This window comes from Streptomyces sp. NBC_00425, assembly GCF_036030735.1.
In the GTDB taxonomy this organism is placed as follows: domain Bacteria; phylum Actinomycetota; class Actinomycetes; order Streptomycetales; family Streptomycetaceae; genus Streptomyces.
Genome location: NZ_CP107928.1, coordinates 8,292,533 through 8,313,461, shown reverse-complemented (window position 1 = coordinate 8,313,461; position 20,929 = coordinate 8,292,533). Strand labels below are relative to the sequence as shown.

20 protein-coding genes are annotated in these 20,929 nt (G+C 73.2%); 7 read left to right on the top strand and 13 right to left on the bottom strand.

The window, feature by feature from the left end; all coding sequences use genetic code 11:
- The first annotated feature begins 34 nt into the window (after positions 1-34).
- From OHS82_RS36670 to OHS82_RS36650, 5 genes are all read left to right on the top strand, one after another.
- The gene (locus OHS82_RS36670; RefSeq protein ID WP_057580852.1) at positions 35-808 is read left to right on the top strand and encodes an ATP-binding cassette domain-containing protein; all 774 of its coding nucleotides are present in this window, start codon (positions 35-37) and stop codon (positions 806-808) included.
- Complete coding sequence (locus OHS82_RS36665; protein WP_057580850.1) at positions 802-2,013, top strand: sugar ABC transporter permease; 1,212 nt, start codon at positions 802-804, stop codon at positions 2,011-2,013. Before OHS82_RS36670 ends, OHS82_RS36665 begins: the two co-directional genes overlap by 7 nt.
- A 189-nt stretch (positions 2,014-2,202) precedes the next feature.
- Entirely contained in the window at positions 2,203-4,464 is a 2,262-nt protein-coding gene (locus OHS82_RS36660; protein WP_328435382.1) for a sensor histidine kinase, read from the top strand.
- 129 nt (positions 4,465-4,593) lie between these two features.
- Positions 4,594-5,814 (top strand): right-handed parallel beta-helix repeat-containing protein, encoded by a 1,221-nt coding sequence (locus OHS82_RS36655; RefSeq protein ID WP_328435381.1) that lies wholly within the window; start codon positions 4,594-4,596, stop codon positions 5,812-5,814.
- Positions 5,815-5,908: 94 nt separating this feature from the next.
- The gene (locus tag OHS82_RS36650) at positions 5,909-6,976 is read left to right on the top strand and encodes a methyltransferase (RefSeq protein ID WP_328435380.1); all 1,068 of its coding nucleotides are present in this window, start codon (positions 5,909-5,911) and stop codon (positions 6,974-6,976) included.
- Between the two features lie 111 nt (positions 6,977-7,087).
- Here OHS82_RS36650 and OHS82_RS36645 read toward each other — a convergent pair whose 3' ends face one another.
- From OHS82_RS36645 to OHS82_RS36590, 12 genes are all read right to left on the bottom strand, one after another.
- A complete protein-coding gene (locus OHS82_RS36645; RefSeq protein ID WP_057580847.1) occupies positions 7,088-7,420 on the bottom strand; it encodes a TcmI family type II polyketide cyclase in 333 nt (110 codons plus the stop codon).
- A gap of 20 nt (positions 7,421-7,440) precedes the next feature.
- Complete coding sequence (locus tag OHS82_RS36640) at positions 7,441-7,920, bottom strand: SRPBCC family protein (RefSeq protein ID WP_057580845.1); 480 nt, start codon at positions 7,918-7,920, stop codon at positions 7,441-7,443.
- Between the two features lies 1 nt (position 7,921).
- Positions 7,922-8,176 carry an acyl carrier protein gene (locus tag OHS82_RS36635; protein ID WP_057580843.1) on the bottom strand — a complete coding sequence of 85 codons (255 nt, stop codon included), beginning with the start codon at positions 8,174-8,176 and terminating at the stop codon, positions 7,922-7,924.
- Between the two features lie 43 nt (positions 8,177-8,219).
- Positions 8,220-9,470 carry a ketosynthase chain-length factor gene (locus OHS82_RS36630; RefSeq protein ID WP_057580841.1) on the bottom strand — a complete coding sequence of 417 codons (1,251 nt, stop codon included), beginning with the start codon at positions 9,468-9,470 and terminating at the stop codon, positions 8,220-8,222.
- Positions 9,467-10,735 (bottom strand): beta-ketoacyl-[acyl-carrier-protein] synthase family protein, encoded by a 1,269-nt coding sequence (locus OHS82_RS36625; protein WP_057580839.1) that lies wholly within the window; start codon positions 10,733-10,735, stop codon positions 9,467-9,469. Before OHS82_RS36625 ends, OHS82_RS36630 begins: the two co-directional genes overlap by 4 nt.
- Positions 10,732-11,175 carry a cupin domain-containing protein gene (locus tag OHS82_RS36620; protein WP_057580837.1) on the bottom strand — a complete coding sequence of 148 codons (444 nt, stop codon included), beginning with the start codon at positions 11,173-11,175 and terminating at the stop codon, positions 10,732-10,734. The genes OHS82_RS36625 and OHS82_RS36620 overlap by 4 nt, the downstream gene beginning before the upstream one ends.
- Positions 11,176-11,246: 71 nt before the next feature.
- Positions 11,247-12,404: a SchA/CurD-like domain-containing protein gene (locus OHS82_RS36615; RefSeq protein WP_057580835.1), complete on the bottom strand. Its 1,158-nt coding sequence runs from the start codon at positions 12,402-12,404 to the stop codon at positions 11,247-11,249.
- Positions 12,405-12,540: 136 nt separating this feature from the next.
- On the bottom strand, positions 12,541-13,173 hold the full coding sequence (locus tag OHS82_RS36610; protein WP_057580935.1) for a class F sortase: 633 nt from the start codon (positions 13,171-13,173) through the stop codon (positions 12,541-12,543).
- A 238-nt stretch (positions 13,174-13,411) separates the two neighbouring features.
- Positions 13,412-13,906, bottom strand: a complete 495-nt coding sequence (locus tag OHS82_RS36605) for a hypothetical protein (RefSeq protein WP_057580833.1) — start codon at positions 13,904-13,906, stop codon at positions 13,412-13,414.
- 134 nt (positions 13,907-14,040) lie between these two features.
- Positions 14,041-15,696, bottom strand: coding sequence for an FAD-dependent oxidoreductase (locus tag OHS82_RS36600; RefSeq protein ID WP_107105276.1), 1,656 nt, complete (start codon positions 15,694-15,696; stop codon positions 14,041-14,043).
- Between the two features lie 174 nt (positions 15,697-15,870).
- The gene (locus OHS82_RS36595) at positions 15,871-16,863 is read right to left on the bottom strand and encodes an anti-sigma factor RsbA family regulatory protein (RefSeq protein WP_079041396.1); all 993 of its coding nucleotides are present in this window, start codon (positions 16,861-16,863) and stop codon (positions 15,871-15,873) included.
- Positions 16,860-17,216 (bottom strand): STAS domain-containing protein, encoded by a 357-nt coding sequence (locus tag OHS82_RS36590; RefSeq protein WP_242433228.1) that lies wholly within the window; start codon positions 17,214-17,216, stop codon positions 16,860-16,862. Before OHS82_RS36590 ends, OHS82_RS36595 begins: the two co-directional genes overlap by 4 nt.
- A gap of 209 nt (positions 17,217-17,425) precedes the next feature.
- On the opposite strand from OHS82_RS36590, the gene OHS82_RS36585 reads away from it, so the two are divergent.
- Together OHS82_RS36585 and OHS82_RS36580 are read left to right on the top strand one after the other, a co-directional pair.
- The gene (locus OHS82_RS36585) at positions 17,426-18,052 is read left to right on the top strand and encodes a DUF6629 family protein (RefSeq protein ID WP_057580831.1); all 627 of its coding nucleotides are present in this window, start codon (positions 17,426-17,428) and stop codon (positions 18,050-18,052) included.
- 112 nt (positions 18,053-18,164) lie between these two features.
- Entirely contained in the window at positions 18,165-19,760 is a 1,596-nt protein-coding gene (locus OHS82_RS36580; protein ID WP_057580829.1) for a sigma-70 family RNA polymerase sigma factor, read from the top strand.
- A 171-nt stretch (positions 19,761-19,931) separates the two neighbouring features.
- On the opposite strand, the gene bla is transcribed toward OHS82_RS36580, so the two are convergent.
- A complete protein-coding gene (bla, locus tag OHS82_RS36575) occupies positions 19,932-20,909 on the bottom strand; it encodes a class A beta-lactamase (protein ID WP_063894282.1) in 978 nt (325 codons plus the stop codon).
- Between the last annotated feature and the right edge of the window lie 20 nt (positions 20,910-20,929).

Here is a 20,929-nt window from a genome sequence, read left to right as displayed (position 1 = left end):
CGCGTCCCCCGCTCCCGGGAAGAAGGTGGTTTGCGTGCCGGATCCCCCCTTGCTGGCGCTGCGCGGGGTGTGCAAGCGCTTCGGCGTCGTCAAGGTCCTCGACGACATCGAACTGGAGATCCACGCCGGCCAGGTCGTCGCCCTGCTCGGCGACAACGGGGCCGGCAAGTCCACCCTGGTCAAGGTGATCTCCGGAGTGACCCCCGCGGAGAAGGGCGTCATCGAGTGGCGGGGCGCTCCGGTGCACATCCGGCGTCCGCACGACGCCCGCGACCTCGGCATCGCCACCGTCTACCAGGACCTGGCGCTGTGCGGGAACCTCGACGTCGTCGGGAACCTGTTCCTCGGCCGGGAGATCCGCCGGTTCGGGTTCCTCGACGAGGTGGAGATGGAACGCCGTACCCGGCAGCTGCTGGAACGCCTGACCCGGGGCATGCCCGATCTGCGCGGCCCCGTCGTCTCGCTCTCCGGCGGTCAGCGGCAGACGGTGGCCATCGCCCGCTCGCTCCTGGGCGACCCGAGGATCCTGCTCCTGGACGAGCCGACCGCGTCCCTCGGGTTCGAGCAGAGCGCCGAGGTCCTCGACCTGGTGGACCGGTTGCGCGACCGCGGGCTGGGCGTGCTGCTCATCAGTCACAACATGGGCGACGTGAAGGCGCTCGCCGACCGGGCCGTCGTGCTGCGCCTGGGCCGCAACAACGGCTTCTTCGACGTGAACACCGCGTCGCAGGAACAGATCGTCTCGTCCATCACCGGCGCCACGGAGAACGTGCCGCGCCGGCCGGCCGGCCGGGAGGCGGGGTGGTGAAGAGCCTGCGGGCCGTCGCCCGCGCGATGGAGAGCGGGGTGACGGCGTTCCGGCGCAAGCTGAGCGCCGGCGAACTGGGTTCGCTACCCGTCGTCCTCGTCCTGGCCGTCGTCTGGATCACCTTCCAGTCCCTCAACGAGAACTTCCTCTCGCCCCGCAACCTGTCCAACCTCAGCGTGGACATCGTGGGAACGGGGCTGATCGCCGTCGGCATCGTCTTCGTGCTGCTGCTCGGTGAACTCGACCTCTCCGTCGGCTCGATCAGCGGCCTGGCCGCGGCCGTCTTCGCGGTGCTGAACGTGAACCACGGGGCGCCGGAATGGCTCGCGCTGATCGTGGCGGTACTGGCGGGCACGGTCGCGGGAACCGTGCAGGGCTACTCCATCGCCCGGACCCGGGTGCCGGCCTTCGTGGTCACCCTGGCCGGCCTGCTCACCTGGAACGGCCTCATGCTCGCCGTCCTCGGCGACAGCGGCACCGTCAACCTGGACGAGGACGGCCTGATCGCCAAGCTGACCAGCTACTACTTCACGCAGGACGCGGTCGCCTACGGCCTCGCGGCGCTCGCCGCGGGCGCCTACTTCCTCGCCTGCGACCGGGACCGGCGCCGCCGCCGGGCCGTCGACATGCCGCACCGCTCGCTGCGCGGCACCGTGGTGCGCACCGCCGGGCTCGCTGCGGTCGCCTTCGGCGTCGCCTACCTGCTGAACCGCTTCCAGGGGCTGCCGCTGGCCCTGCTGGTCTTCCTGGTGGTGGTGGCCGGCCTCGACGTCATGCTGCGCCGCACGCACTACGGACGGCAGGTATACGCCCTGGGCGGGAGCGTCGAGGCGTCCCGCCGGGCCAGTCTCAGCGTGACCTGGGTGCAGACGGCGGTGCTCGCGGTCTCGGGCACGATGGCCGCGATCGGCGGCCTGTTCCTGGCCTCGCGCATCACCTCGGTGAGCCAGAGCTCGGGGTCGGGCGTCCTGCTGGTGAACGCCATCGCGGCGGCGGTCATCGGCGGCACCAGCCTGTTCGGCGGACGTGGCACCACATGGTCGGCGGTGCTGGGCATGCTGGTGATCCAGTCGATCGCGTCCGGCATGGCGATCACGGACACACCGCCGGCCGTCCAGTTCATCATCACCGGCGGAGTGCTGTTCGCCGCGGTGGTCATCGACGCCCTGTCGCGCCGCTCGCAGGAGTCCCACGGCCGCGCGTGACCCTGTGCGCCCGGGCACGCCACGGTCGAAGTCGTGTGCAAAGTCATGCGGTCCACGGTGGCGAACGGGACGCGAACGGCACTAGTTTGGTGAAAGTTGCACCACTTCTGAACGCAGTGCCGCGTACCCGCCGTAGTGAGGGGTACCGGCGCATCCCGCGCGGGGCGTTCCACAGGCGATGAGGACAGCGTGCCGAACAACTCACCCACAGCGGAGGGACGGAGATCCCTCACCCGCAACTGGCCCGTGGGCAGACGGCTGCGCGCCGTTCTCCTCATCCCGGTGCTCGTGGCCCTCGTGTTCGGCGGCATCCGGGTGAAACGTTCGGTGGACACCTGGCAGGACGCCGACGACGCAGTCAGCGTGGCCGAACTCGTCCAGGCCGCCAACAAGTACGCGAGCGACGCGATCAACGAGCGCGACGTGTCGGTGATCCCGCTCGTCGCGGAGAAGAAGGAGTCGGCCGCCGTCGTCCAGGCCCGGAAGATCACCGACGCGGACGCGAAGGCGTTCGACGCGGCGGTCGCCCGGATGCCGCAGACCAGCGGCCTCCTGCGGCGCGTGCAGCTGGTGCGCGAGGGCGAGAAGCAGCTCACCGCCGTTCGGACCAACGCGTTCACCTCACGGATGACCGGCGTGCAGACGGAGGAGAGCTACCACACCGTCCAGCACCCCCTGATGGAGATCTCCAACGAACTCGGCTTCGGCAGCGACAACCAGGCCAGCTTCGGCCGGACGCTCTACGCCGTGTCCCTGACGCAGGCCGCCGAGTCCCTGATCCGGGCGATCGGCACGCATCTGCTGGTGGACGACCGCGACGCCCTCGCTCCGGGCGAACTGGAGACCCAGCTCGCCTCCTTCCGCTCGTACGCCTACCTCGAACAGGTGGGTCTGCAGGAGTTCGCGGGCGCCGCCACCACCGCGGACATGGCGCGGCTGCAGAAGGCGCTGACCGACGCCGGGGCCCGCGGCAAGCAGCAGACCGCCGCGGCCGCCGCCGAGGCCGAGGCGGCGGGGAAGAGGTACGTCGCCCCGCCTTCCATGGACGCGATGATCGCCGCGATCGCCACCGGGAAGCCCGCCGGGGAGCTCGCCGAGCAGGGCATCACCCCGGAATCCTTCTTCGCCGCGTCCACCCTGGGCTTCGACGCCTACCGCGGCGTCCAGGTGTATCTCACCGACGCCGCCCTCGCCAGCGCCCAGGACATCGCCGACCAGGCGCGCGGAGACGCGATGACCAACGCCGCGCTGGTGCTCGCGGCGGTGCTCGTCGCGTTCCTGCTCGCCACCTGGGTGGCCCGCACGATGGTCACCGGCATGCGCCGGCTGAGCGCCTCCGCCATCGAGATCGCCGGGCAGCGACTGCCGGCCCTGATCGACCAGCTGTCGCAGACCGACCCCGGCAAGGTGGACACCCGGGTCACTCCCATCGCCATCGACACCACCGACGAGATCGGCGAGGTCGCCCGGGCCTTCGACCACGTCCACCGCGAGGCCATCCGGCTCGCGACCGAGCAGGCGCTGCTGCGCGGCAACATCAACGCGATCTTCACCAACCTCTCGCGCCGCAGCCAATCCCTGATCGAGCGGCAACTAGCCATGATCACCAGCCTGGAGGACAACGAGACGGACCCGGACCAGCTGGAGAACCTCTTCAAACTGGACCACCTCGCCACACGGGTGCGCCGCAACGGCGAGAACCTCCTCGTGCTCGGCGGGGAGAGGCCCGCCCAGCAGTGGGACGGCCCGCTGCCGCTCGTCGACATCGTCCGCGCGGCCTCCTCGGAGGTGGAGCAGTACGAGCGCATCCGGTTCGCCGGTCTGCCGGAGGCGCAGGTCCAGGGCCAGGCCGTGACCGATCTCGTGCACCTGCTCGCCGAACTGCTGGAGAACGCCACGGCGTTCTCCTCCCCGCACTCGCTGGTGCGGGTGACCGGCTCGCGGCTTCCCGACGGCCGGATCATGGTCGAGATCCACGACGAGGGCATCGGCCTCGAGGCGGACGACTTCGCGGTGATCAACCACAAGCTGGCCAACCCGCCGACCGTCGACGTCGACATCGCCCAGCACATGGGGCTGTTCGTGGTCGGCCGGCTGGCCGAACGCCACGGTATCCGCGTCCAGTTGCGCCCGTCCGCCGAGAAGTCCGGCACCACGTGCCTCGTCATGCTGCCCGACACGGTGGCCCAGCGCCCGGCGGACGCGATGCCCGACTCCGACACCCTGGCCCTCGCCATGATCAGGGACCTCCCGACCGCTCGGAGCGCGGGCGGCACGGGGCTCTTCGGCGGCTCGGACTCCGGCGACGCCTTCACCGACTACGAGGCCTGGCAGGACGACGCGGGCAGGGCGGGCCCTGCGCAGGAGGCGCCCGCCGACGTCCGTCCGCGACGGCTCCCCCGCCGCACGCCGCCCGGAGGCAACCGGCGGGGCCGGGGCGACGGGCGCTGAGGGCGCCGCCCCCGTAGCCGCCCCCGCGGCCCGCCCGCAGGGGGCGGCGACGGGGGCGGACACGCCGGACACGCCCTTGGATGGCCCATCCCGCCGGTTAACCCGGCATCGGGTCATAGCGTGCGCGATATGAAGAAATGCCATATCGCGTACCTGGCGTGCACAGCGACCCTCCTCGGGACGGGGCTCGGCGCCGCCTCCCCCACCGCCGGGCACACGGCGCACCAGGTGCACCTCGTGCATCCGGGACAATCGATCCAGCAGGCCGTGGACGCCGCGGCGCCGGGCGACACCGTTCTGGTGGCCTTCGGCACCTACCGCGAGAGCGTCACCGTGAAGACGCCCGGGCTGACCCTGCGCGGCATGGGCCGCGGCACGGTCATCCGGCCGGCCGCCGTCTCCGGCGCCGCCGCGGCGGGCACCGCGGGCACCGCCACCGGTGCGGGCGCCGCCAAGCCCGCGACGAAGCCCGCCGCGAAGCCGGCGGCCAAGCCCGGTGCGAAGCCGGCGGCCAAGCCCGCCGTCAAGGCCGCCGAGGGCTGCGCCGAGAGCGGCAACGGCGTCTGCGTGCTCGGCACGAAGGAACAGCACGTCGAGGACGTCACCGTCGCGAACCTGACCGTCACGGGCTTCACCCGGTCCGGCGTCTACGCCATGGCCGCCGACAACCTGACGGTGCGCAACGTCACCGCCGAGAAGAACGGTGTGTGGGGCATCGCCCAGGAGGGCTCCCTGCACGGCGTGTTCCGGGGCAACACCGCACGGGACAACGGCGACGCGGGCCTGTTCCTCGCCAACTCCGTCAAGGAGGAGATGGGCGCCGTCGACACCGAGGGAACGGTCGTCGAGCGCAACCGGCTCGAGGGCAACCGGATCGGCGTCACCGTCCGCCGGCTGCGCAACCTCACCCTCGCGTCCAACCGCCTCACCGGCAACTGCGCGGCGGTGTTCGTCGTCGGCGACGAGAACAAGCCGCGGGCCGGCCTGGTGACGGTGACGGAGAACCGTATCGAGCGCAACAACAAGTCGTGCCCGAAGACCGCCCGGCTGGACGCCCTCCAGGGCTCCGGCATCGTGCTGACCGGCGCCGAGGACAGCCTGATCACCCGCAACGTCATCAGGGACAACGTCGGCGCGTCCCCCCTCTCCGGCGGCATCGTGCTGTTCAAGAGCTTCGTCGGCACCCCCAGCGAGCGGAACCGGATCAGCGACAACACGCTCGAGGGCAACGCCCCGGCGGACCTGGTCAACGCGGACACCGCAGGCAAGGGCAACACCTTCGAGGGCAACGCCTGCGCGGCGTCGAAGCCCGCGGGCCTGTGCCTCCCGGCCGACCGCACCCGTCGCTGACCGACGGCGCCGCAAGGCCCCGAAGCACTTCGAGCACTTCGAGCACCTGAAGCACGACGAACTCCTGGCATCCGAGAACGAAGGAAGGCGGCACATGACGACCGTTCAGTCCCCCAAGCTGTCGGACCCGCCCGAGCAGGACCCACCCCCCGCCCCGCCGCCCTCCATGCGGATGCGGGAGCTCGCGTTCGGGGCCGCGTGCGCCGCCGCCCTGCGCGCGGCCGCCCGGCTGGGCGTCGCCGACGCCCTCGGCGACAGCCCGCTGCCCGTGGAGGACCTCGCGGCCGCGGTGAAGGCCGAACCCCGGCAGCTGCGGCGGCTGCTGCGGGCCCTGTCCTGCTACGGCGTCTTCGCCGAGCGGCCGGACGGCACGTTCGCGCACACCGACGTCTCACGGCTGCTGCGCGAGGACGACCCGAACAGCATGCGCGCCATCACTCTGTGGTGCACCGAGCCCTGGACCTGGGACGCCTGGCCGCTCCTGGACGAGGCGGTGCGCACCGGGCACAACGTCGTGGAGGGCCTGTACGGGAAGGAGTTCTTCACCTACCTCAACGAGGACGCGCCGGAGTCCGCCGACGTCTTCAACCGCGCGATGACCACGTCCAGCGTGCAGTCGGCGCGGGACGTCGCGGCGTTCCTCGACCTGTCGGAGTGTGCGTCGGTAGCCGACCTCGGCGGCGGCCAGGGGCACGTGGTGGCGAGCCTGCTCGACAAGTACCCGGCGATGCGGGGCGCGCTGCTCGACCTGCCCCGGGTGGTGGAGAACGCGGTGCCGAGGCTGCTCGCGGGCGGCGACCTCGCCGACCGGGCCCGGATCGTGCCCGGCGACGTGCGCGAGGCCGTCCCGGTCGAGGCCGACGTCTACGTCATCAAGAACATCCTCGAGTGGGACGACGAGAGCACCGCCCGCACGCTGCGCAACGTCCGTGAGGCGGGCGGCCCGGGCACCCGGGTCGTGGTCATCGAGAACCTCGTCGACGACACGCCGTCGATGCGGTTCAGCACCGCGATGGACCTGATGCTGCTGCTCAACGTCGGCGGGGCGAAGCACACCACCGAGAGCATGGTCGCCCGGCTGACCGCCGCCGGACTGGTCATCGACGACATCAGCCCGGTCAACCCCTACCTGCACGCGTTCGACTGCCACGTCCCGGGCTGACCCGGTCGCGCCCGTCGCACCCGTTCCCCCACAGACCACCGGTCGCCGGGCCCGCAGCGTCGCGGGCCCGGCGACCGGTGTGGTCCGGCGACCGGTGTGGTCCGGCACGGCTCAGCGGGCCGGCTCGCGCTCCCAGAGGTAGAAGCGCTGCGCCATGGCGTCCTTCGGGGACCGCCAGGTCTCGGGGTCGTACGCGCTGACGTACGAGGACAGCCGCTCGCTGACGTCCCGGAACTCCGGATGCCCGGTGATCCTGGCGATGGCGGGCCCGGGGTCGCGCTCGGACTCGATCAGATGCATGTAGACGTCGCCGAACTGGAAGAGGCTGCGCCGGACGACGCCGACGAGCTGGGGAAGCTCTCCGCGGTCGGACTCCTCGAACACCTTGGCGATGTCGGGCGCCGATCCCGGGGCCATCCGGGCGACGATCAGTGCTTGGTGCATGGGGCCGTCCTCCGAACGGGTCAGTCGGTCAGACCGGGCGTGGCGCCGCGCTCCGCGGCCGCCTTCTCGATGCGGTCCCGGATCAGGGCCATCTGGACCTTGGAGTTCCGGTTGATGTTGTCGGTCATCCACTCGTCGTCGACCGGAGCCTGCGGTTTCATCGCGAAGTCCTGCGTCCAGACCATCCGCGTGCCCGCCGGCACCTCTTCGTACCGCCAGTGGATGTCCATGTGGTCGAAGGGCCCGGTCTCGACCCGGCGGGCCTTGACCGTGCGGGTGTCCCGGTCCGGCTCCCGTTCCGAGACCCAGCTCCACACGGTGCCGTTCTCGTCCGGGTGCATGGTCAGCCGGAAGGTGGTCCTGCGGCCCTCGCGGGAGAGGATCTCGACGGAGGCGTACTCGCTGAACAGCCGAGGCCAGTTCTCCAGGTCGTTGGTGATCTCCCAGACCAGTTCCAGGGGCGCCGCGATGGTGATCTCGTTCTGCGTGTGTCCGGACATCTCACGCTCCTGTCATGAGTGCGCTGTTGACGAGGTCGAGGAACTGCCGGGGCGTCTTGGAGCGCTCGGCGTCCGGGGGCATCGGCGTGCCGTACCGGTTCTCCAGCTCGCCCACGATGCCCAGCAGCCCGAGCGAGTCCACGCCCAGGGTCGCGAAGGCGGTGTCCTGCTGCCGGAGCTCGTCCGGCGCGACGGTGACGCCGGCGGACTTCTTCATGAGTTCGGCCAGCTCTTCCACGGTGATGCGGTCGGTCATGGGGTTCCTCTCCTCTGCTGCTTCCCTGCTGCGCGACGCCCCGCTACGAGGCGTCGGCGACGCCGTGCCGCAGCACCAGCGCCGAGTTGGAGCCCATGAGCCCCCGGCTCAGGACCAGGGCGGTGCGCACCTCTGCGGTGCGGGCGCGGCCGGTCACGAGGTCGAGGTCATGGCAGATGTCGAAGACGTTGGGGGTGGGTGGGATCAGGCCGTGCTCCATGGCGAGCACCGCCGCCGCGGTGTCCATCAGCGGCGCCGCGCAGTAGCCGCGGCCGATACCGGTCTTGGGCGCGGTGACGGGCACCCGGGCGCCGCGCGGGCCGAGCGCGTCGACGATGGCCAGGGCCTCGGCGCGGTCCGCGGCCGGGACGCCGAGCGCGTCGGCGAAGACCACGTCGATCTCCTCCGGGGCGCAGTCCGCCTCCTCCAGCGCTCCCCGGATCGCCTCGGCGAGGCCCTGCCGGGACTCCTCCCAGTGGGAGGCGCCGGTGAAGGTGGCCGCGTGCCCGGCGAGGAAGGCCCGCACCCGGGCGCCGCGCGCCCGGGCCGACTCCGCCGCCTCCACCACGACCATGGCGCCGCCCTCGGCCGGTACGAACCCGCAGGCCGCCGACGTGAACGGGCGGTAGGCACGGGCCGGGTCGTCGACCGTGCTGAGTTCCTCGTAGCCGAGCTGGCAGACCATCGAGTACGGCGCGATCGGCGCCTCGGTCGCCCCGGCCACGATCACGTCGGTGCCGCGCCGCACGGCACGCGCCGCGTGGGCGAGGGCGTCGAGGCCGCCGGCCTCGTCGGCGGCGACGACCGAGCAGGGGCCCTTGAACCCGCGACGGATGGAGATCTGGCCGGTGCTGGCGGCGTAGAACCAGGCGATGGACTGGTACGGGCCGACATAACGGCTGCCCTTGCTCCACAGCTGCTGGAGCTCGCGCTGGCCGAACTCGCCGCCGCCGGAGCCGGCCGCGGTGACCACGCCGACGGAGTACGGCGCGGCGTCGGTCTCCGGCCGGCCGAGTCCGGCGTCGTCCAGCGCGAGGTCCGCGGCGGCCATCGCGAAGTGCGTGAACCGGTCGGTCTGGACGAGGTAGCGCTCCTCGATCGCCGCCGACGGGTCGAAGTCGCGGACCTGGCCGGCCACCCGCAGCGGGAGGTGCTCACAGCCCTCGCGGGTGACCCGCTCCAGGACGCTGATGCCCTCCTTCGAGGACTTCCAGAAGGTCTCGGTGCTGGCTCCATTGGGCGCGACCACGCCGATTCCCGTGACGGCCGCGCGCCGTGGAAGGGGTTCGCTCATCGTGTCTTCTCCCTCGGCCGGTTCATGACCACCGCGGACTGGAATCCGCCGAACCCGCTGCCCACCGAGAGCACGCTGGAGAGCTTGCGCTCACGCGCCACGCGCGGGACGTAGTCCAGGTCGCACTCGGGGTCGGGCGTCTCGTAGTTCGCGGTCGGCGGTACCACCTGGTGGGCCAACGCCAGGACGCAGGCGACGAGTTCGATCGCTCCGATGGCGCCCAGGGAGTGGCCCACCATCGACTTGATGGAACTCATGGGGGTGTCGTAGGCGTGCCGGCCCAGGACCCGCTTCACCGCGGCGGTCTCGTGGCGGTCGTTCTGCTTGGTGCCCGAGCCGTGCGCGTTGACGTAGTCGACCGCGCCGGCGTCGGTCCGCGCGTGGTCGAGGGCGTCCTCGATGGCCCGGGCCATCTCCAGGCCCTCGCTGGTCAGGCCGGTCATGTGGTACGCGTTGCCGAAGGTGGCGTACCCGCCGAGCTCGCAGTACACGTGCGCGCCGCGGGCCCGCGCGTGCTCCAGCTCCTCCAGGACGAGCACCGCGCCGCCCTCCCCCATGACGAACCCGTCGCGGTCGGCGTCGAAGGGACGCGAGGCGTGGGCGGGGTCGTCGTTGTGGGAGGAGGTGGCCTTGATCGCGTCGAAGCAGGCCATGGTGATCGGGGAGATCGGCGAGTCCGAGGCGCCGGCGATGCAGATGTCGGCCCGGCCCTCCTCCACCGTGTGGAAGGCGTACCCGACCGCGTCGAGGCCGGAGGTGCAGCCCGTGGAGACGGTCTGCACCGGCCCCCGCGCGCCGAACCGCTCGGCCACCGTCGAGGCGAGGGTGCTGGGGGTGAACGCGCGGTGCAGCTGCGGGGCGGCCTGGCGGTGGTCGACGTCCCAGCGCTGTCCGTGATGGCTGACCAGCACGTAGTCGTTCTCCAGCCGGGTGGTCCCGCCGACCGCCGTGCCCAGGGAGACGCCCACCCGCCAGGGGTTCTCCGCCGCGAGGTCGAGACCCGCGTCCCGGACCGCCTCGTCTCCGGCGACCATGGCGAACTGGATGTAGCGGTCGCAGCGTTCGACGTCCCCGGCGTCCAGTCCGTGCGCCGCCGGGTCGAAGTCGCACTCGGCGGCGATCCGGGACCGCAGACCGGCCGGGTCGAAGAACGTGATGCCCCGCGTCGCCGTGCGGCCCTCGACGAGGAGGTTCCAGAACGCGGGGACGCCTATGCCGCCGGGGGCGACGATGCCTATGCCGGTGACCGCCACCCGTCTCGTCATGACCGGACCTGACGTCGGCCGGCGACCTCGGCGCCGATCACCACGGCCTCGGCGTCGGTCCCCTCGGTGTCGACGTGGCCGAGCGGCGGGCTCGGGGCCAGCGGGCCGAGGTGGAAGACCATCCGGGCCTCCACCTTGCCGACGTTGCGGAAGCGGTGGCGCATGCCGAGCGGGATCAGCAGCCCCTGCTCGGGCTGCAGCGCCTGGGCCTCGCCGTCGAGGTCCACTTCCAGCTGGCCGCACACGACGTACACGAACTCCTCGGAGTACGGGTGGTAGTGCTCGCCGATGCGGTCGCCGGGCTTGATGATGGCCAGGCCCATGAACCCGCTGGTCGAGCCGACGGTGGCCGGGGTGAGCATGGCGCGCAGGTCGCCGCCGCGGCGGGTGTTGGGCTCGACCTCGCTGAGATCCACGACTCTGGGACGGGATGTGATCACGACGTTCCTCCGATGGTGTACTGCACCGAGGTGGGGGGGCGGGTCGCCGCCCCGGCCCACGTGATGACGGATCAGGCGTCGGGCGACCGACGGTCGGTGACGAGGTCCATGCGCGCGCGCTCGATGAACCGCGCGAGCAGGGCGTCCTTCGCGCCGGCCGGGGCCGCGTCGGCGATGCCTTCCGCGAGCGTCGTCAGCTCGGCGGCCTGCGCGGGGTCGGACAGGCCGAGGGCCTGGCCGGGGTCGGCGCCGTCGAGTCCGCCGCGCACGTCGATCAGCCGTACGACGACGTCGTCGCGCTGGAAGATCGTGCTGCGCAGCACCGGGTTGCGCGGGTCGTCGGCCGCCGCCTCGTCCTGCCGGGCGAGCAGCTCGGCCAGCTTCATGCCGCGGTCCGGCCGGGCCGGGTAGTACAGGGCGTACCGCTCGGCCTGGGGGTCCTGCCGGTCCGCCGTCACATGGTGGACGGCGGGCAGCGCGGCCCGGGTGAAGAAGACCCGGGCGGACTCGGGGTCGTTGAGGTCCCGGTCCTGCTCCAGATAGGGGTTGATGGCCTCCTCGACGGCCCGCACCTCGGGCTGGCGGGAGACGTGGCGCAGCGCCGACAGCAGGTCGCCCCGCACCTCGATGGCCCGCACCACACGGTTGCCGTGCATGAACAGCGAGGTGCGGCACAGCCGGGTGGTGTCGTCGACCTGCGGCTCGGGCGAGGCGTAGTCGGCGAGGATCTTGGCAACGATGTCCTCGCTGCCCGGCTTGACGGTGAAGGTGAGAGCGTGCCGGATCACGCCGTCGCCGATCCTGGGCGAGGTCTGCAGCCTGCGGCGGTTCGCCTGCGCGTCCGCCGCGGGTCCGCCGGTCTCGCGGACCACGTGGAAGCGCAGCGACCTGGTGTCGCGGACGCAGCTGTGCAGCGGCTCCACCATCCGCACGTGTTCCTCGCTGTTCACCCAGGCGAGGAACGGCGGCGCGCTCTCCCACTCGCTGGTGATGAGCCACTGCGAGGGGTTCTCGATGGACTGGCACAGCTGGTCGCTCACGTGCCCGGGGACGGAGGCGACCTGGTTGCAGAGCTGCTCGTAGGCCTCCAGGAACTGCTGCTGGGCGCCGTCGTAGACGTCGACCAGCAGGACGACCCGGAGCCGGGAGCCGTCGAACACGGACTGGGAGACACGTTGCGACGCCTGTCGCGCCCGCGAACCTGCAACACGTTCGGACGTGGTGGTCATCCTGCGCACATCTCCTTCGCGGAGGGGGAAGGGAACGTCGGCCGCGTGATGCGACGTCAGCGTTCCTCGATCGTGTGCCCGTCCCCGTGAGCGCGCGACCGGGGATGAACTACGTGGGTGACTGGGCGGGCCGACGTCACAGCAGATGCGCGAAGACGACCAGGTTGTCCGTGTAGTCCTTGACCCGGCGGTCGTACTCCCCCGCGCAGGTGATGAGCCGCACCTGCGCCTCGGAGGTGTCGCCGTACACGCGTTCGTCGGGGAAGTCGGCCTTCTCGAAGGTCTCGACGCTGTCCACCCGGAAGGACGGCTTGCTGCCGTCGGCCCGCAGGACCTGGAAGACGTCGCCCTCGGTCAGTGCGCTGAGCCCGGCGAAGACGGCGGGCGACGTCTTGGTGTCGACGTGGCCGGCGATGATCGCGGTGCCCGCCTCGCCGGGAGAGGCGCCCTTGGCATGCCAGCCGACCAGGTTGACGTCGTCCGCCGGGGGCGGGTCCAGCCGGCCGCTGCGGCCGATGGCGAGGTCGGTGAAAGGGGCGTTCACCGAGATCTTCGGGATGAGCAGGCGCACCGGTCTCGATCGGCGCAGATGCCTGCCCGACGGCTCCGCGTCACGGGCGTTCGACGAGGACGGGGCCGGCGGGGCGGCGGCACGGGTGGCCTGACCGGAGGCGCCCGGCGGGGCGTGCGGGGGGCGTCCGTCGGACGACGGGTCGTGGCCGCCGCACAGGCTGATCGCGAGGAAGACGGCGGCGGTGGCGCAGAGCATCATCACGCCGGTGCGGGAGCCCCCCTCCGACGGGGACCCGGAGGACCCGGACGACCCGGAGGCGCCGGAGGACGACGGAGGGGAGGAAGCGGGAGGGGAGGACGGTGAAGGGGGGACTGCCATCGGTGGAACACCTCATTCGGGCGCGGCAGCGGGGCGGACGGACGCGGGGAGCGGGCCGGGCCGCCGCACGGGTGCACGGGCGGCGGCCGCGGCTTCGCTATCGCGGCCGGCATGGTCAGGCCGAGCCGACGGCGGTCCGGCGACGCAGGGCGTAGAGGCCCGCGCCGGCGACGGCGAGGACGCCGAGTCCGGCCGCCGTCGTCGACGGGCCGGCGAGGGCGCCGCCACCGGTGTGCATGCCGCCGCTGGGCTTCTCGTGCTCACCGCCGCTCCAGCCGCCGGACTCCTCCTTGCCGCCCTCCCGGGAGCCCGAGCCGTGCTCGCCGGCGTCGCCGCCCTCGGTCAGGGCGCCGCCGCCGGTGTGCATCCCGCCGTGCGGTCCGTCGTGCTCCCCCTTGCCGTGCTCCTCCTTGCCGTGCTCCCCCTTGCCGTGCTCCCCCTTGCCGTGCTCCCCCTTGCCGTGCTCCTCCTTGCCGGACCAGGATCCGTCCTCCTTGCTGACGGAGGAGGCGTGGTCCGTGTCCACGTCGGCCGCGTGGGCTCCCGGGGCGCCGAGGGCGAGGGCGGCCGAGGCCGCCGCGGTGGCCAGGATCATCCGGGCAGTGCGCATCTGATGGCCTTTCCGTCACGGCCGGGCAACCGACACCTCGTCAGCTCGTCCGACCCGACCGGGACGTGATCCACCGTCAGCCGACGGCCGCCGCGGCACCACTCGGGGCGTTCACTCGGGTGAAGGGCACCGGTTCAGCCCAGCCCCAGACCGGTCTGCAGGACGCGGCGCAGTGTGGACTCGGCGTCCGGGTCCGGGCCCGGCGACCGCCAGGCGACGAACCCGTCGGGCCGTACGAGCACGGCGCCCCCGCGGGACGTGCCGTGGCGCTCCGCCCAGTCGGCGTCGCCCTCCGGCGTCAGGTCGGCATCGGGGCCGTCGCCCACCCGGTACGACCTCAGCGGCAGCGACAGCTCCTGGGCGAGGCGGCAGGCGGCCTCGTGCCAGCCGCTCGGCCGGGCGGCGTCGCTGAGCAGCACGAGGGACCGCTCGTAGAGGTCCAGGGTGGAGAGCCGTTCGTCCCCGCGCCGCACCCACAGGTGGGGAGCCCGGCTGCCGGGTGCGCCGCTCAGATCGAGGCCTTCCGGGACGACCGGGACCGTGTCGTCGGCGCCGACGACGGCGCCCTGCGGGTAGCGGTAGCCGAGGGCCACGTTCAGGATGCCGCGCTGCGGGCCGCCCGCGGAGCCGGGGGGCGGGGCGAAGCCCGGGTGGCTGTGCTCGGCGGACCGGGCGGCGGCCCGGGCGCTGGTGGCCTCCGCGACGGGACGGCGCTCGGCGTCGTAGGTGTCGAGCAGCTCGTCTCCCGCCCAGCCGTCGAGCACGGCGGCCAGCTTCCAGGCGAGGTTGTGCGCGTCCTGGATGCCGGTGTTGGAGCCGAACGCCCCGGTCGGCGACATCTCGTGCGCCGAGTCGCCGGCCAGGAACACCCGGCCCGAACGGTAGCTGCGGGCGACGCGCTGGGCGGCGTGCCAGGGCGCCTTGCCGGTGATCTCCACGTCGAGGTCGGCGACCCCGACCGCGCGGCGGATGTGCTCGACGCACCGCTCGTCGGTGAACTCCTCGAGCGTCTCGCCGTGTTCGGGGTGCCAGGGGGCGTGGAAGACCCAGTTCTCGCGGTTGTCCACGGGCAGCAGGGCGCCGTCGGCGTCCGGACTCGTCAGGTAGCAGACGATGAACCGTCGGTCGCCCACGACATCGGCCAGAGCGCGGGAGCGGAAGGTGAGGCTGACGTTGTGGAACAGGTCTCCGGGGCCGCTCTGCCCGATGCCGAGCTGCTCCCGGACGGGGCTGCGCGGGCCGTCGGCGGCGACGAGGTAGTCCGCGCGGATGGCGAGGTGCTCACCGGTCTCACGGCTCTTGGCCACCGCGCCGACGCCGTGGGCGTCGGCCTCGAACGACATGAGCTCGGTGGAGAACCGCAGATCGCCGCCGAGTCGTCGGGCGTGGTCGAGCAGCACCGGCTCCAGGTCGTTCTGGCTGCACAGGCACCAGGAGCTGGGGCTGAAGCGGGCCAGGCCGCCACCCGGGTCGATGTCCCGGAACAGCCATTCGCCGGCGTCGCCGACGAGGGTGGGCGCCTGCAGGATGCCGTGGTTGTCGGCCAGCGTGGCCGCCGCGTCCTGGATCCCCCGCTCCACGCCCGCCACCCGGAACAGCTCCATCGTGCGGACGTTGTTGCCACGTCCGCGCGGATGGATGGAGGTGCCGGCGTGGCGCTCCACCAGCAGGTGCGGTACCCCCAGCCGTCCGAGGAACAGCGAGGTCGCCAGGCCCACCAGGGAGCCGCCGACGATGAGGACCGGGACCCTGAGGGTGGGGGGACCGGCCTGTCCGGCTCGTTCGTTCATCACTCTCGCCTCCAGCGCGTCGTGTCCGCCGACCCGGCCGGATACGGCGGAGACCACATGCATGCCCCGTGGAGCTGACGGCGCTTCAGGCTTCACCCGGCTGCGTCGCGGCACGGAAGGGCCCGCCGCGGTCGTCGCAGCGGGCCCGGGGGGGGCGGCGGAGCGGACGCGCCCTCAGCGACCCACGCGGCCGACGCCGTCGACGCGACCGACGGGGTCGGCACCGCCGGGACGGCCGACGCGGTCGAGGTAGAAGCGGACGGTCGTCCCGTCGTCGGCGGTGTGCACCCGCACCAGGTCGGCCACGTAGTGCACGAGCAACAGGCCCCGGCCGCCGATCTGACCGTGCTCGGGCGGCCTGCGGCCGGCCAGCGGGTCGATCATCCGGCCCGCGTCCCGGACCTCGCACACGACCTGTCCCCCGTCCGCCCAGACCGCGAGCGTTCCGCGGCCTCCGCCGTGCACCACGCTGTTGGTCGTCAGCTCCGCCACCGCCAGCTCGGCGTCGGTCAGCCGCTGCCCCGCCAGGCCCAGTCGTCCGGCGCGGTCGACCGCGAAGGCGCGGGCCGCGGCGAGCTCCTGCGCGCCGAAGGCGAACTCCGCGGCGTCCGGCGCGGGCGGCAGCGGCCGGTTGTAGCGGGCGACGACGGAACGCCAGTCGTAGGCGTCGCTCGCCGCCTCCGCGTCGCCGCTCAGCACGGTCGGGTGGGTGATCCGCGCGTCGGCCAGCACCTCCTCGTCCAGGCCGGTCTCGTCGTACGGGCACAGGACGGTCACCGCGCGGCCCGCGAAGGCCGGGTTGATCAGCGCCTCGTGCTGGGCGCACGCGGGGTACTCCAGGGCGCTGCGGCCCGGCCAGATCGGCTCGCCGATGATCCGCACCCGGCCGTTCCGGTGGCCGTCGGCGAATCCGCGGAGCACCTTGGAAATGATCCGGCCCGGGTTGCGGCCCGCCTCGGTCATGTCCAGCAGGAGGACGGCTCGCGCGTCCGCGCCGAGGGCCTCCCTGATCAGCTCGAGGTTGGGTCCGGGCACGGCCACCGCCACCGGCTCTCCGACGTCCAGGCCCTCCTGGACGAACGACACCGTCCGGTCCACGTACTCCCGCGCGGAGCGGTAGAACAGCGCGGGGTGCTCGAACGACTCGTGGATCGCGACCGTGCTCATCGCGGCGACACCTCGATCCGGTGCAGGCCCGGCCAGAACAGGCTCAGCACCCTCGAAACCTGCGGCGGCGGATGCTCGACGACCACCCGGCCCCCCGGCAGGCCCAGGGCCGTGACAGCCAGCGCCGCGACTCCGGCCACGTCCACGAACCCGACCTCCGACAGCTCCACGTACGACACGTCGGCGTGCCGCCGGGCCAGGCCCGCCAGGGCCTCTTCCCACGGCGTGCGGGTGACCGAGCTGATCTCGCCCCGGGCCCGGATGCCGGGCCGGCCGGGCAGCGAGGTCACTTCCAGCACTGCGGTCCCGCCGTGCGGCAGCCCGAATCCTCCGGCTGTCTGCGGGGCGTTCACCACCCGCGGCCTCCTTCGCTGTGCGCCGGCGTGTCCCCGGCGACCGTGCGGCACGCCGGACGCCGCCTTCTCCCGAACGGCCCCCACCGCAGCCCCTACCCGTCCCCGGCAGCCTAACGCCGCTCCTGCGGGTGCGTTGCCGGAACCGGACGTAGCGTGGCATGCACGGAGCAACGGAGGCGGACGACGGTCGAACCCCTGGGGACGCGATGTGCTGGAGTGCGACGGCCGATCTGGTGGCGGGGGCTGGACTGCTCGCCCTCGGAGGGGTCGCCGTGGCCCGGGTTCGCCGCCGCCGGGACCTTCCGCTGGCCGCGTTGCCCCTGCTCCTCGGGGCGCACCAGATCGTGGAGGCCTTCGTCTGGGACGCGGGCGGGGGAAGCGGAGCCGCCACCGTCGCCTGGACCGTGATCGCGCTGCCGCTGCTGGCGGTGTGGGTGCCCGCGGGGGTGTGGTGCGCGGCCCCGCCGTCCGCCCGGCGCGGCGTCGCGTTCACGCTGGCCGTCGGCGTGGCGACCGCCGTGCCGCTCGCTCACGGCATCGCCGCAGGTCCGGTGACCGCCGAGATCCGCGACCACCGGGTCGGCTACCTCGTCGACCTGCCGTACCAGCCCGTCCTGATCGCGGGCTATCTGGTGGCCACGGTCGGTGCGCTGCTCCTGTCGGGCGACCGCCGGCTGCGGGCCCTCGGGGCGGTGGTCGCCGTGGGCGCGGCGGGGTGCTTCGCGCTGTGGCGGCTGGAGTTCGTGTCCACCTGGTGCGCCTTTGCCGCGGTCTGCTCGACGATGCTGCTCGGCTGGGCCCGTGCGCCGCGTCCGCGCCGCGTCGTGAGGTGAGTCACATCTTCCGCCGATCGCAACTTTAGTTGAAAGTTCTGGCATCTAGGGTCAGACAGCCAGCCCTCCGCGGAGCCTTCCGCCCCTCGCCCGGCAACTGGAGCGTTCCTCCATGACCGACAGGTCTCCCACGGTGCCCGCCCCGCCCTCCGCCGCCACCGGCGCCACCACCGACGCCGCCGCTGCCGCCACCGCCGAGTACGCGCGCGTCTACGCCGAGCAGCAGCCGCGGCTCGTCGCGTACGCCCGCTCGCTCACCAGGAACACCTGGACCGCCGAGGACCTCGTCGCCGAGGCCCACTTCCGCGTGTGGCGCCGGCTGGCCGCGGGGCACGAGATCGACAATGTGCCGGCCTACCTGAGGACGACGGTGCGGCATCTCGCGATCGCGTCCGGGAGCACGGCGCGCGAGACCCCGAGCGACCCACAGGCGCAGGCCCAGGACCGGGCCGAGACGGGCACGCACGGGGAGGATCCGGCCGAGCGGGTGGCCGGCGTGGACCTGGTGGTCCGGGTGCTCGGCCAGTTGCCCGAGCGCTGGGTGAAGGCGCTGTGGCTGGCGGAGGCCGAGGGGCAGCCGCTGGCGGCGATCGGGCCGCAGCTCGGCACGAAGGACGGCGCGACGGCCGTCCTCCTGCACCGGGCGCGGGAAGGCATGCGCCAGGCCTTCCTGCGGGCGCAGACCGGCGCTCCGGACGACCCCGCGTGCCAGGTCCACTGGGCCAGGATGCCGGCGTACGTGCGTGGCGCCGCGACCGCGCGCCAGAGCGAGCGGCTGCTCGGGCACGTGGACACCTGCGACGCGTGCCGTGCGTCGCTCGCCGCGCTGATGCGCGCCAACGACCGGCTGCCCGCTGTCGTCGGCCCGGCCCTGCTCGTCCTCGCCCTGGGCGGCACCGCCAGGTTCCTGCCGGTCTTCACCGCGGCATCGGCCGGCGTGACGGGCGCGGTCGGCGGCCACGGTGCGGGCCTGCTGCACGGGATGCGTCATGCCGTGTCCACCGGCGCCAGGACGCCCACGGCGGCGACGGCGGGCGCGCTCGTGGTGGGCGCCGCCGTGGTGTGTCTCGTCCTCGGCTGGACGGACTCCGCGCCGGCGCCCCACCCGTCGGCGAGCGGGGCACCGGTGGCCGAAGCTCCGGTCGACGAGGGCCCGGTGACGGGGACGGCGGTGTCGTCGCCTCCGCCGTCACCGACCGCGGCGCGGGCCGAGAGCCCCGGCACGTCGGTGCGGGAGGCCGATGTGCCGGTAGCCGGCCCGCCCGGGCCGGTGGCCGTCGCCGCACCGCGCGGCGGCGCCGACGCGGCCGAACCGGCCGCGCGGCGGCCCGCGTCCGCCGCGGACCCCACGGCACTCCCCACGCCCGCTCCGGCGGACGAGCCCTCGACGGAAGCCCCGCAGGAGTCACCGCCGCCGGACGATGACCCGGACGGCACGCCGGAACCCACCCCACCTGTAAAGGACCCCGAACCCGAAGACCCCGAACCCACCGGTGACGACGGCCACAAGGGTCACGAGGGTCACGGCGAACACGGCGGACACGGGAGTGGCTCAGGGCACGGCGGCTGCCCGACCGACCCCCCGCTCACCCGAGCCGGAAACCCGAAAGACCGGCCACCGCATCCGCGTTCGCATTCGCAGGCCGGGACGGCCCCGGACCGCGAAGCCGGCCACCCGGGCGTCCCACACACCGCACACCCCCACTGAAGCTCGACACGAAACGCCGGAACGCCAGAACGGCGGAACGCCCGGACACGGCACGCCCTGACGCCCCGACACCGGTACGCCGAACGCCCGACGCCGGAACGGCGAACGCGGGACGCCCGGACGCCGGGGCGGGTTACGCGGAACGTCGAACGCCGGGGTGGCGGCCGGGGGTCAGGTGAGGGCCGCCGCCGTCAGCGCGGCGGCCTTGGCCACCAGGGGGTTGTCCGTGGGCCCCGCAGGATCGTGCTTGGTCGACAGGACCGCCAGGACGAGGGCCGGCCGCCCGGGAGGCCAGACCACGCCCACGTCGTTGGCGACCCCGTACGCCTGCCCGCCCCCCGTCTTGTCGGCGAGCGTCCAGTCGTCGGGCAGGCCGGCCCGGAAGCGTTCGGTGTTGGTGGTGTTGGCGATCAGCCATCCGGTCAGCCGCCGTCGGTCCGCGGACTCCAGAGCCCGGCCGAGCACGAGACGCGCGTAGGTCAGCCCGATCGCGCGTGGCCGCGTGGTGTCGGTGCGCCGCCACGGCTCCGCCGAGTTCAGCGCGGGCTCGTACCGGTCGAGCCGGGTCGTCCGGTCCCCGAGCGAGCGGCAGAAGCGGGTGATCGCGGTCGGCCCGCCCAGCTCGCGCAGCACAAGGTTCGCCGCCCCGTTGTCGCTCTCGGACACGGCGGCTGCGCACAGTTCCTCGACGGTCAGACCGCCCGCGATGTTCTCGGCCAGGCCGGTGACCGGCGCGTACCCGGCGTCCGTGACGTCCTTTTCGGTGTAGTGGATCCGCCGGGCGAGGTACGCGCCGTCGTGGTCGAGGTCGCGCAGGACCGCCGCCGCGGCGAGCGTCTTGAACACCGAGCACAGGGGGAAGCGCTCGTCCGCGCGGTACTCCGCGGTACGCCCCGTGGCGGTGTCGAGGGCGAAGACGCCGAGCCGCGCGGAGTACCGCCGCTCCAGGTCGCGCAACCGCCGCGACAACGCGGGACCGCCGGGCGCCGGACCCCGTGCGGGCGGCGTCGCGGCGTGCGCGGAGGCCGACGGCACGGTCGCCAGCGCGGCCCCCGCGCCCGCGCCGAGGGCCAGCACCGCACGCCTGCCCGGTCGTGACTCCGGACGGGCCGCCGCTTCGGCCCGGTCCGTCTCCTTCGTCTCGTGCATACCGTTCTCCTCATGCATTC

Excerpts from the sequence above, each read along its gene's own strand:
- OHS82_RS36655 (WP_328435381.1), top strand. The coding sequence starts at position 4,594 with ATGAAGAAATGCCATATCGCGTACCTGGCGTGCACAGCGACCCTCCTC.
- OHS82_RS36645 (WP_057580847.1), bottom strand. The coding sequence starts at position 7,420 with ATGCACCAAGCACTGATCGTCGCCCGGATGGCCCCGGGATCGGCGCCC.
- OHS82_RS36605 (WP_057580833.1), bottom strand. The coding sequence starts at position 13,906 with ATGCGCACTGCCCGGATGATCCTGGCCACCGCGGCGGCCTCGGCCGCC.
- OHS82_RS36630 (WP_057580841.1), bottom strand. The coding sequence starts at position 9,470 with ATGAGCGAACCCCTTCCACGGCGCGCGGCCGTCACGGGAATCGGCGTG.
- bla (WP_063894282.1), bottom strand. The coding sequence starts at position 20,909 with ATGCACGAGACGAAGGAGACGGACCGGGCCGAAGCGGCGGCCCGTCCG.
- OHS82_RS36640 (WP_057580845.1), bottom strand. The coding sequence starts at position 7,920 with ATGTCCGGACACACGCAGAACGAGATCACCATCGCGGCGCCCCTGGAA.
- OHS82_RS36610 (WP_057580935.1), bottom strand. The coding sequence starts at position 13,173 with ATGCTCTGCGCCACCGCCGCCGTCTTCCTCGCGATCAGCCTGTGCGGC.
- OHS82_RS36600 (WP_107105276.1), bottom strand. The coding sequence starts at position 15,696 with ATGAACGAACGAGCCGGACAGGCCGGTCCCCCCACCCTCAGGGTCCCG.
- OHS82_RS36625 (WP_057580839.1), bottom strand. The coding sequence starts at position 10,735 with ATGACGAGACGGGTGGCGGTCACCGGCATAGGCATCGTCGCCCCCGGC.
- OHS82_RS36580 (WP_057580829.1), top strand. The coding sequence starts at position 18,165 with ATGACCGACAGGTCTCCCACGGTGCCCGCCCCGCCCTCCGCCGCCACC.
- OHS82_RS36585 (WP_057580831.1), top strand. The coding sequence starts at position 17,426 with ATGTGCTGGAGTGCGACGGCCGATCTGGTGGCGGGGGCTGGACTGCTC.
- OHS82_RS36650 (WP_328435380.1), top strand. The coding sequence starts at position 5,909 with ATGACGACCGTTCAGTCCCCCAAGCTGTCGGACCCGCCCGAGCAGGAC.
- OHS82_RS36595 (WP_079041396.1), bottom strand. The coding sequence starts at position 16,863 with ATGAGCACGGTCGCGATCCACGAGTCGTTCGAGCACCCCGCGCTGTTC.
- OHS82_RS36615 (WP_057580835.1), bottom strand. The coding sequence starts at position 12,404 with ATGACCACCACGTCCGAACGTGTTGCAGGTTCGCGGGCGCGACAGGCG.
- OHS82_RS36635 (WP_057580843.1), bottom strand. The coding sequence starts at position 8,176 with ATGACCGACCGCATCACCGTGGAAGAGCTGGCCGAACTCATGAAGAAG.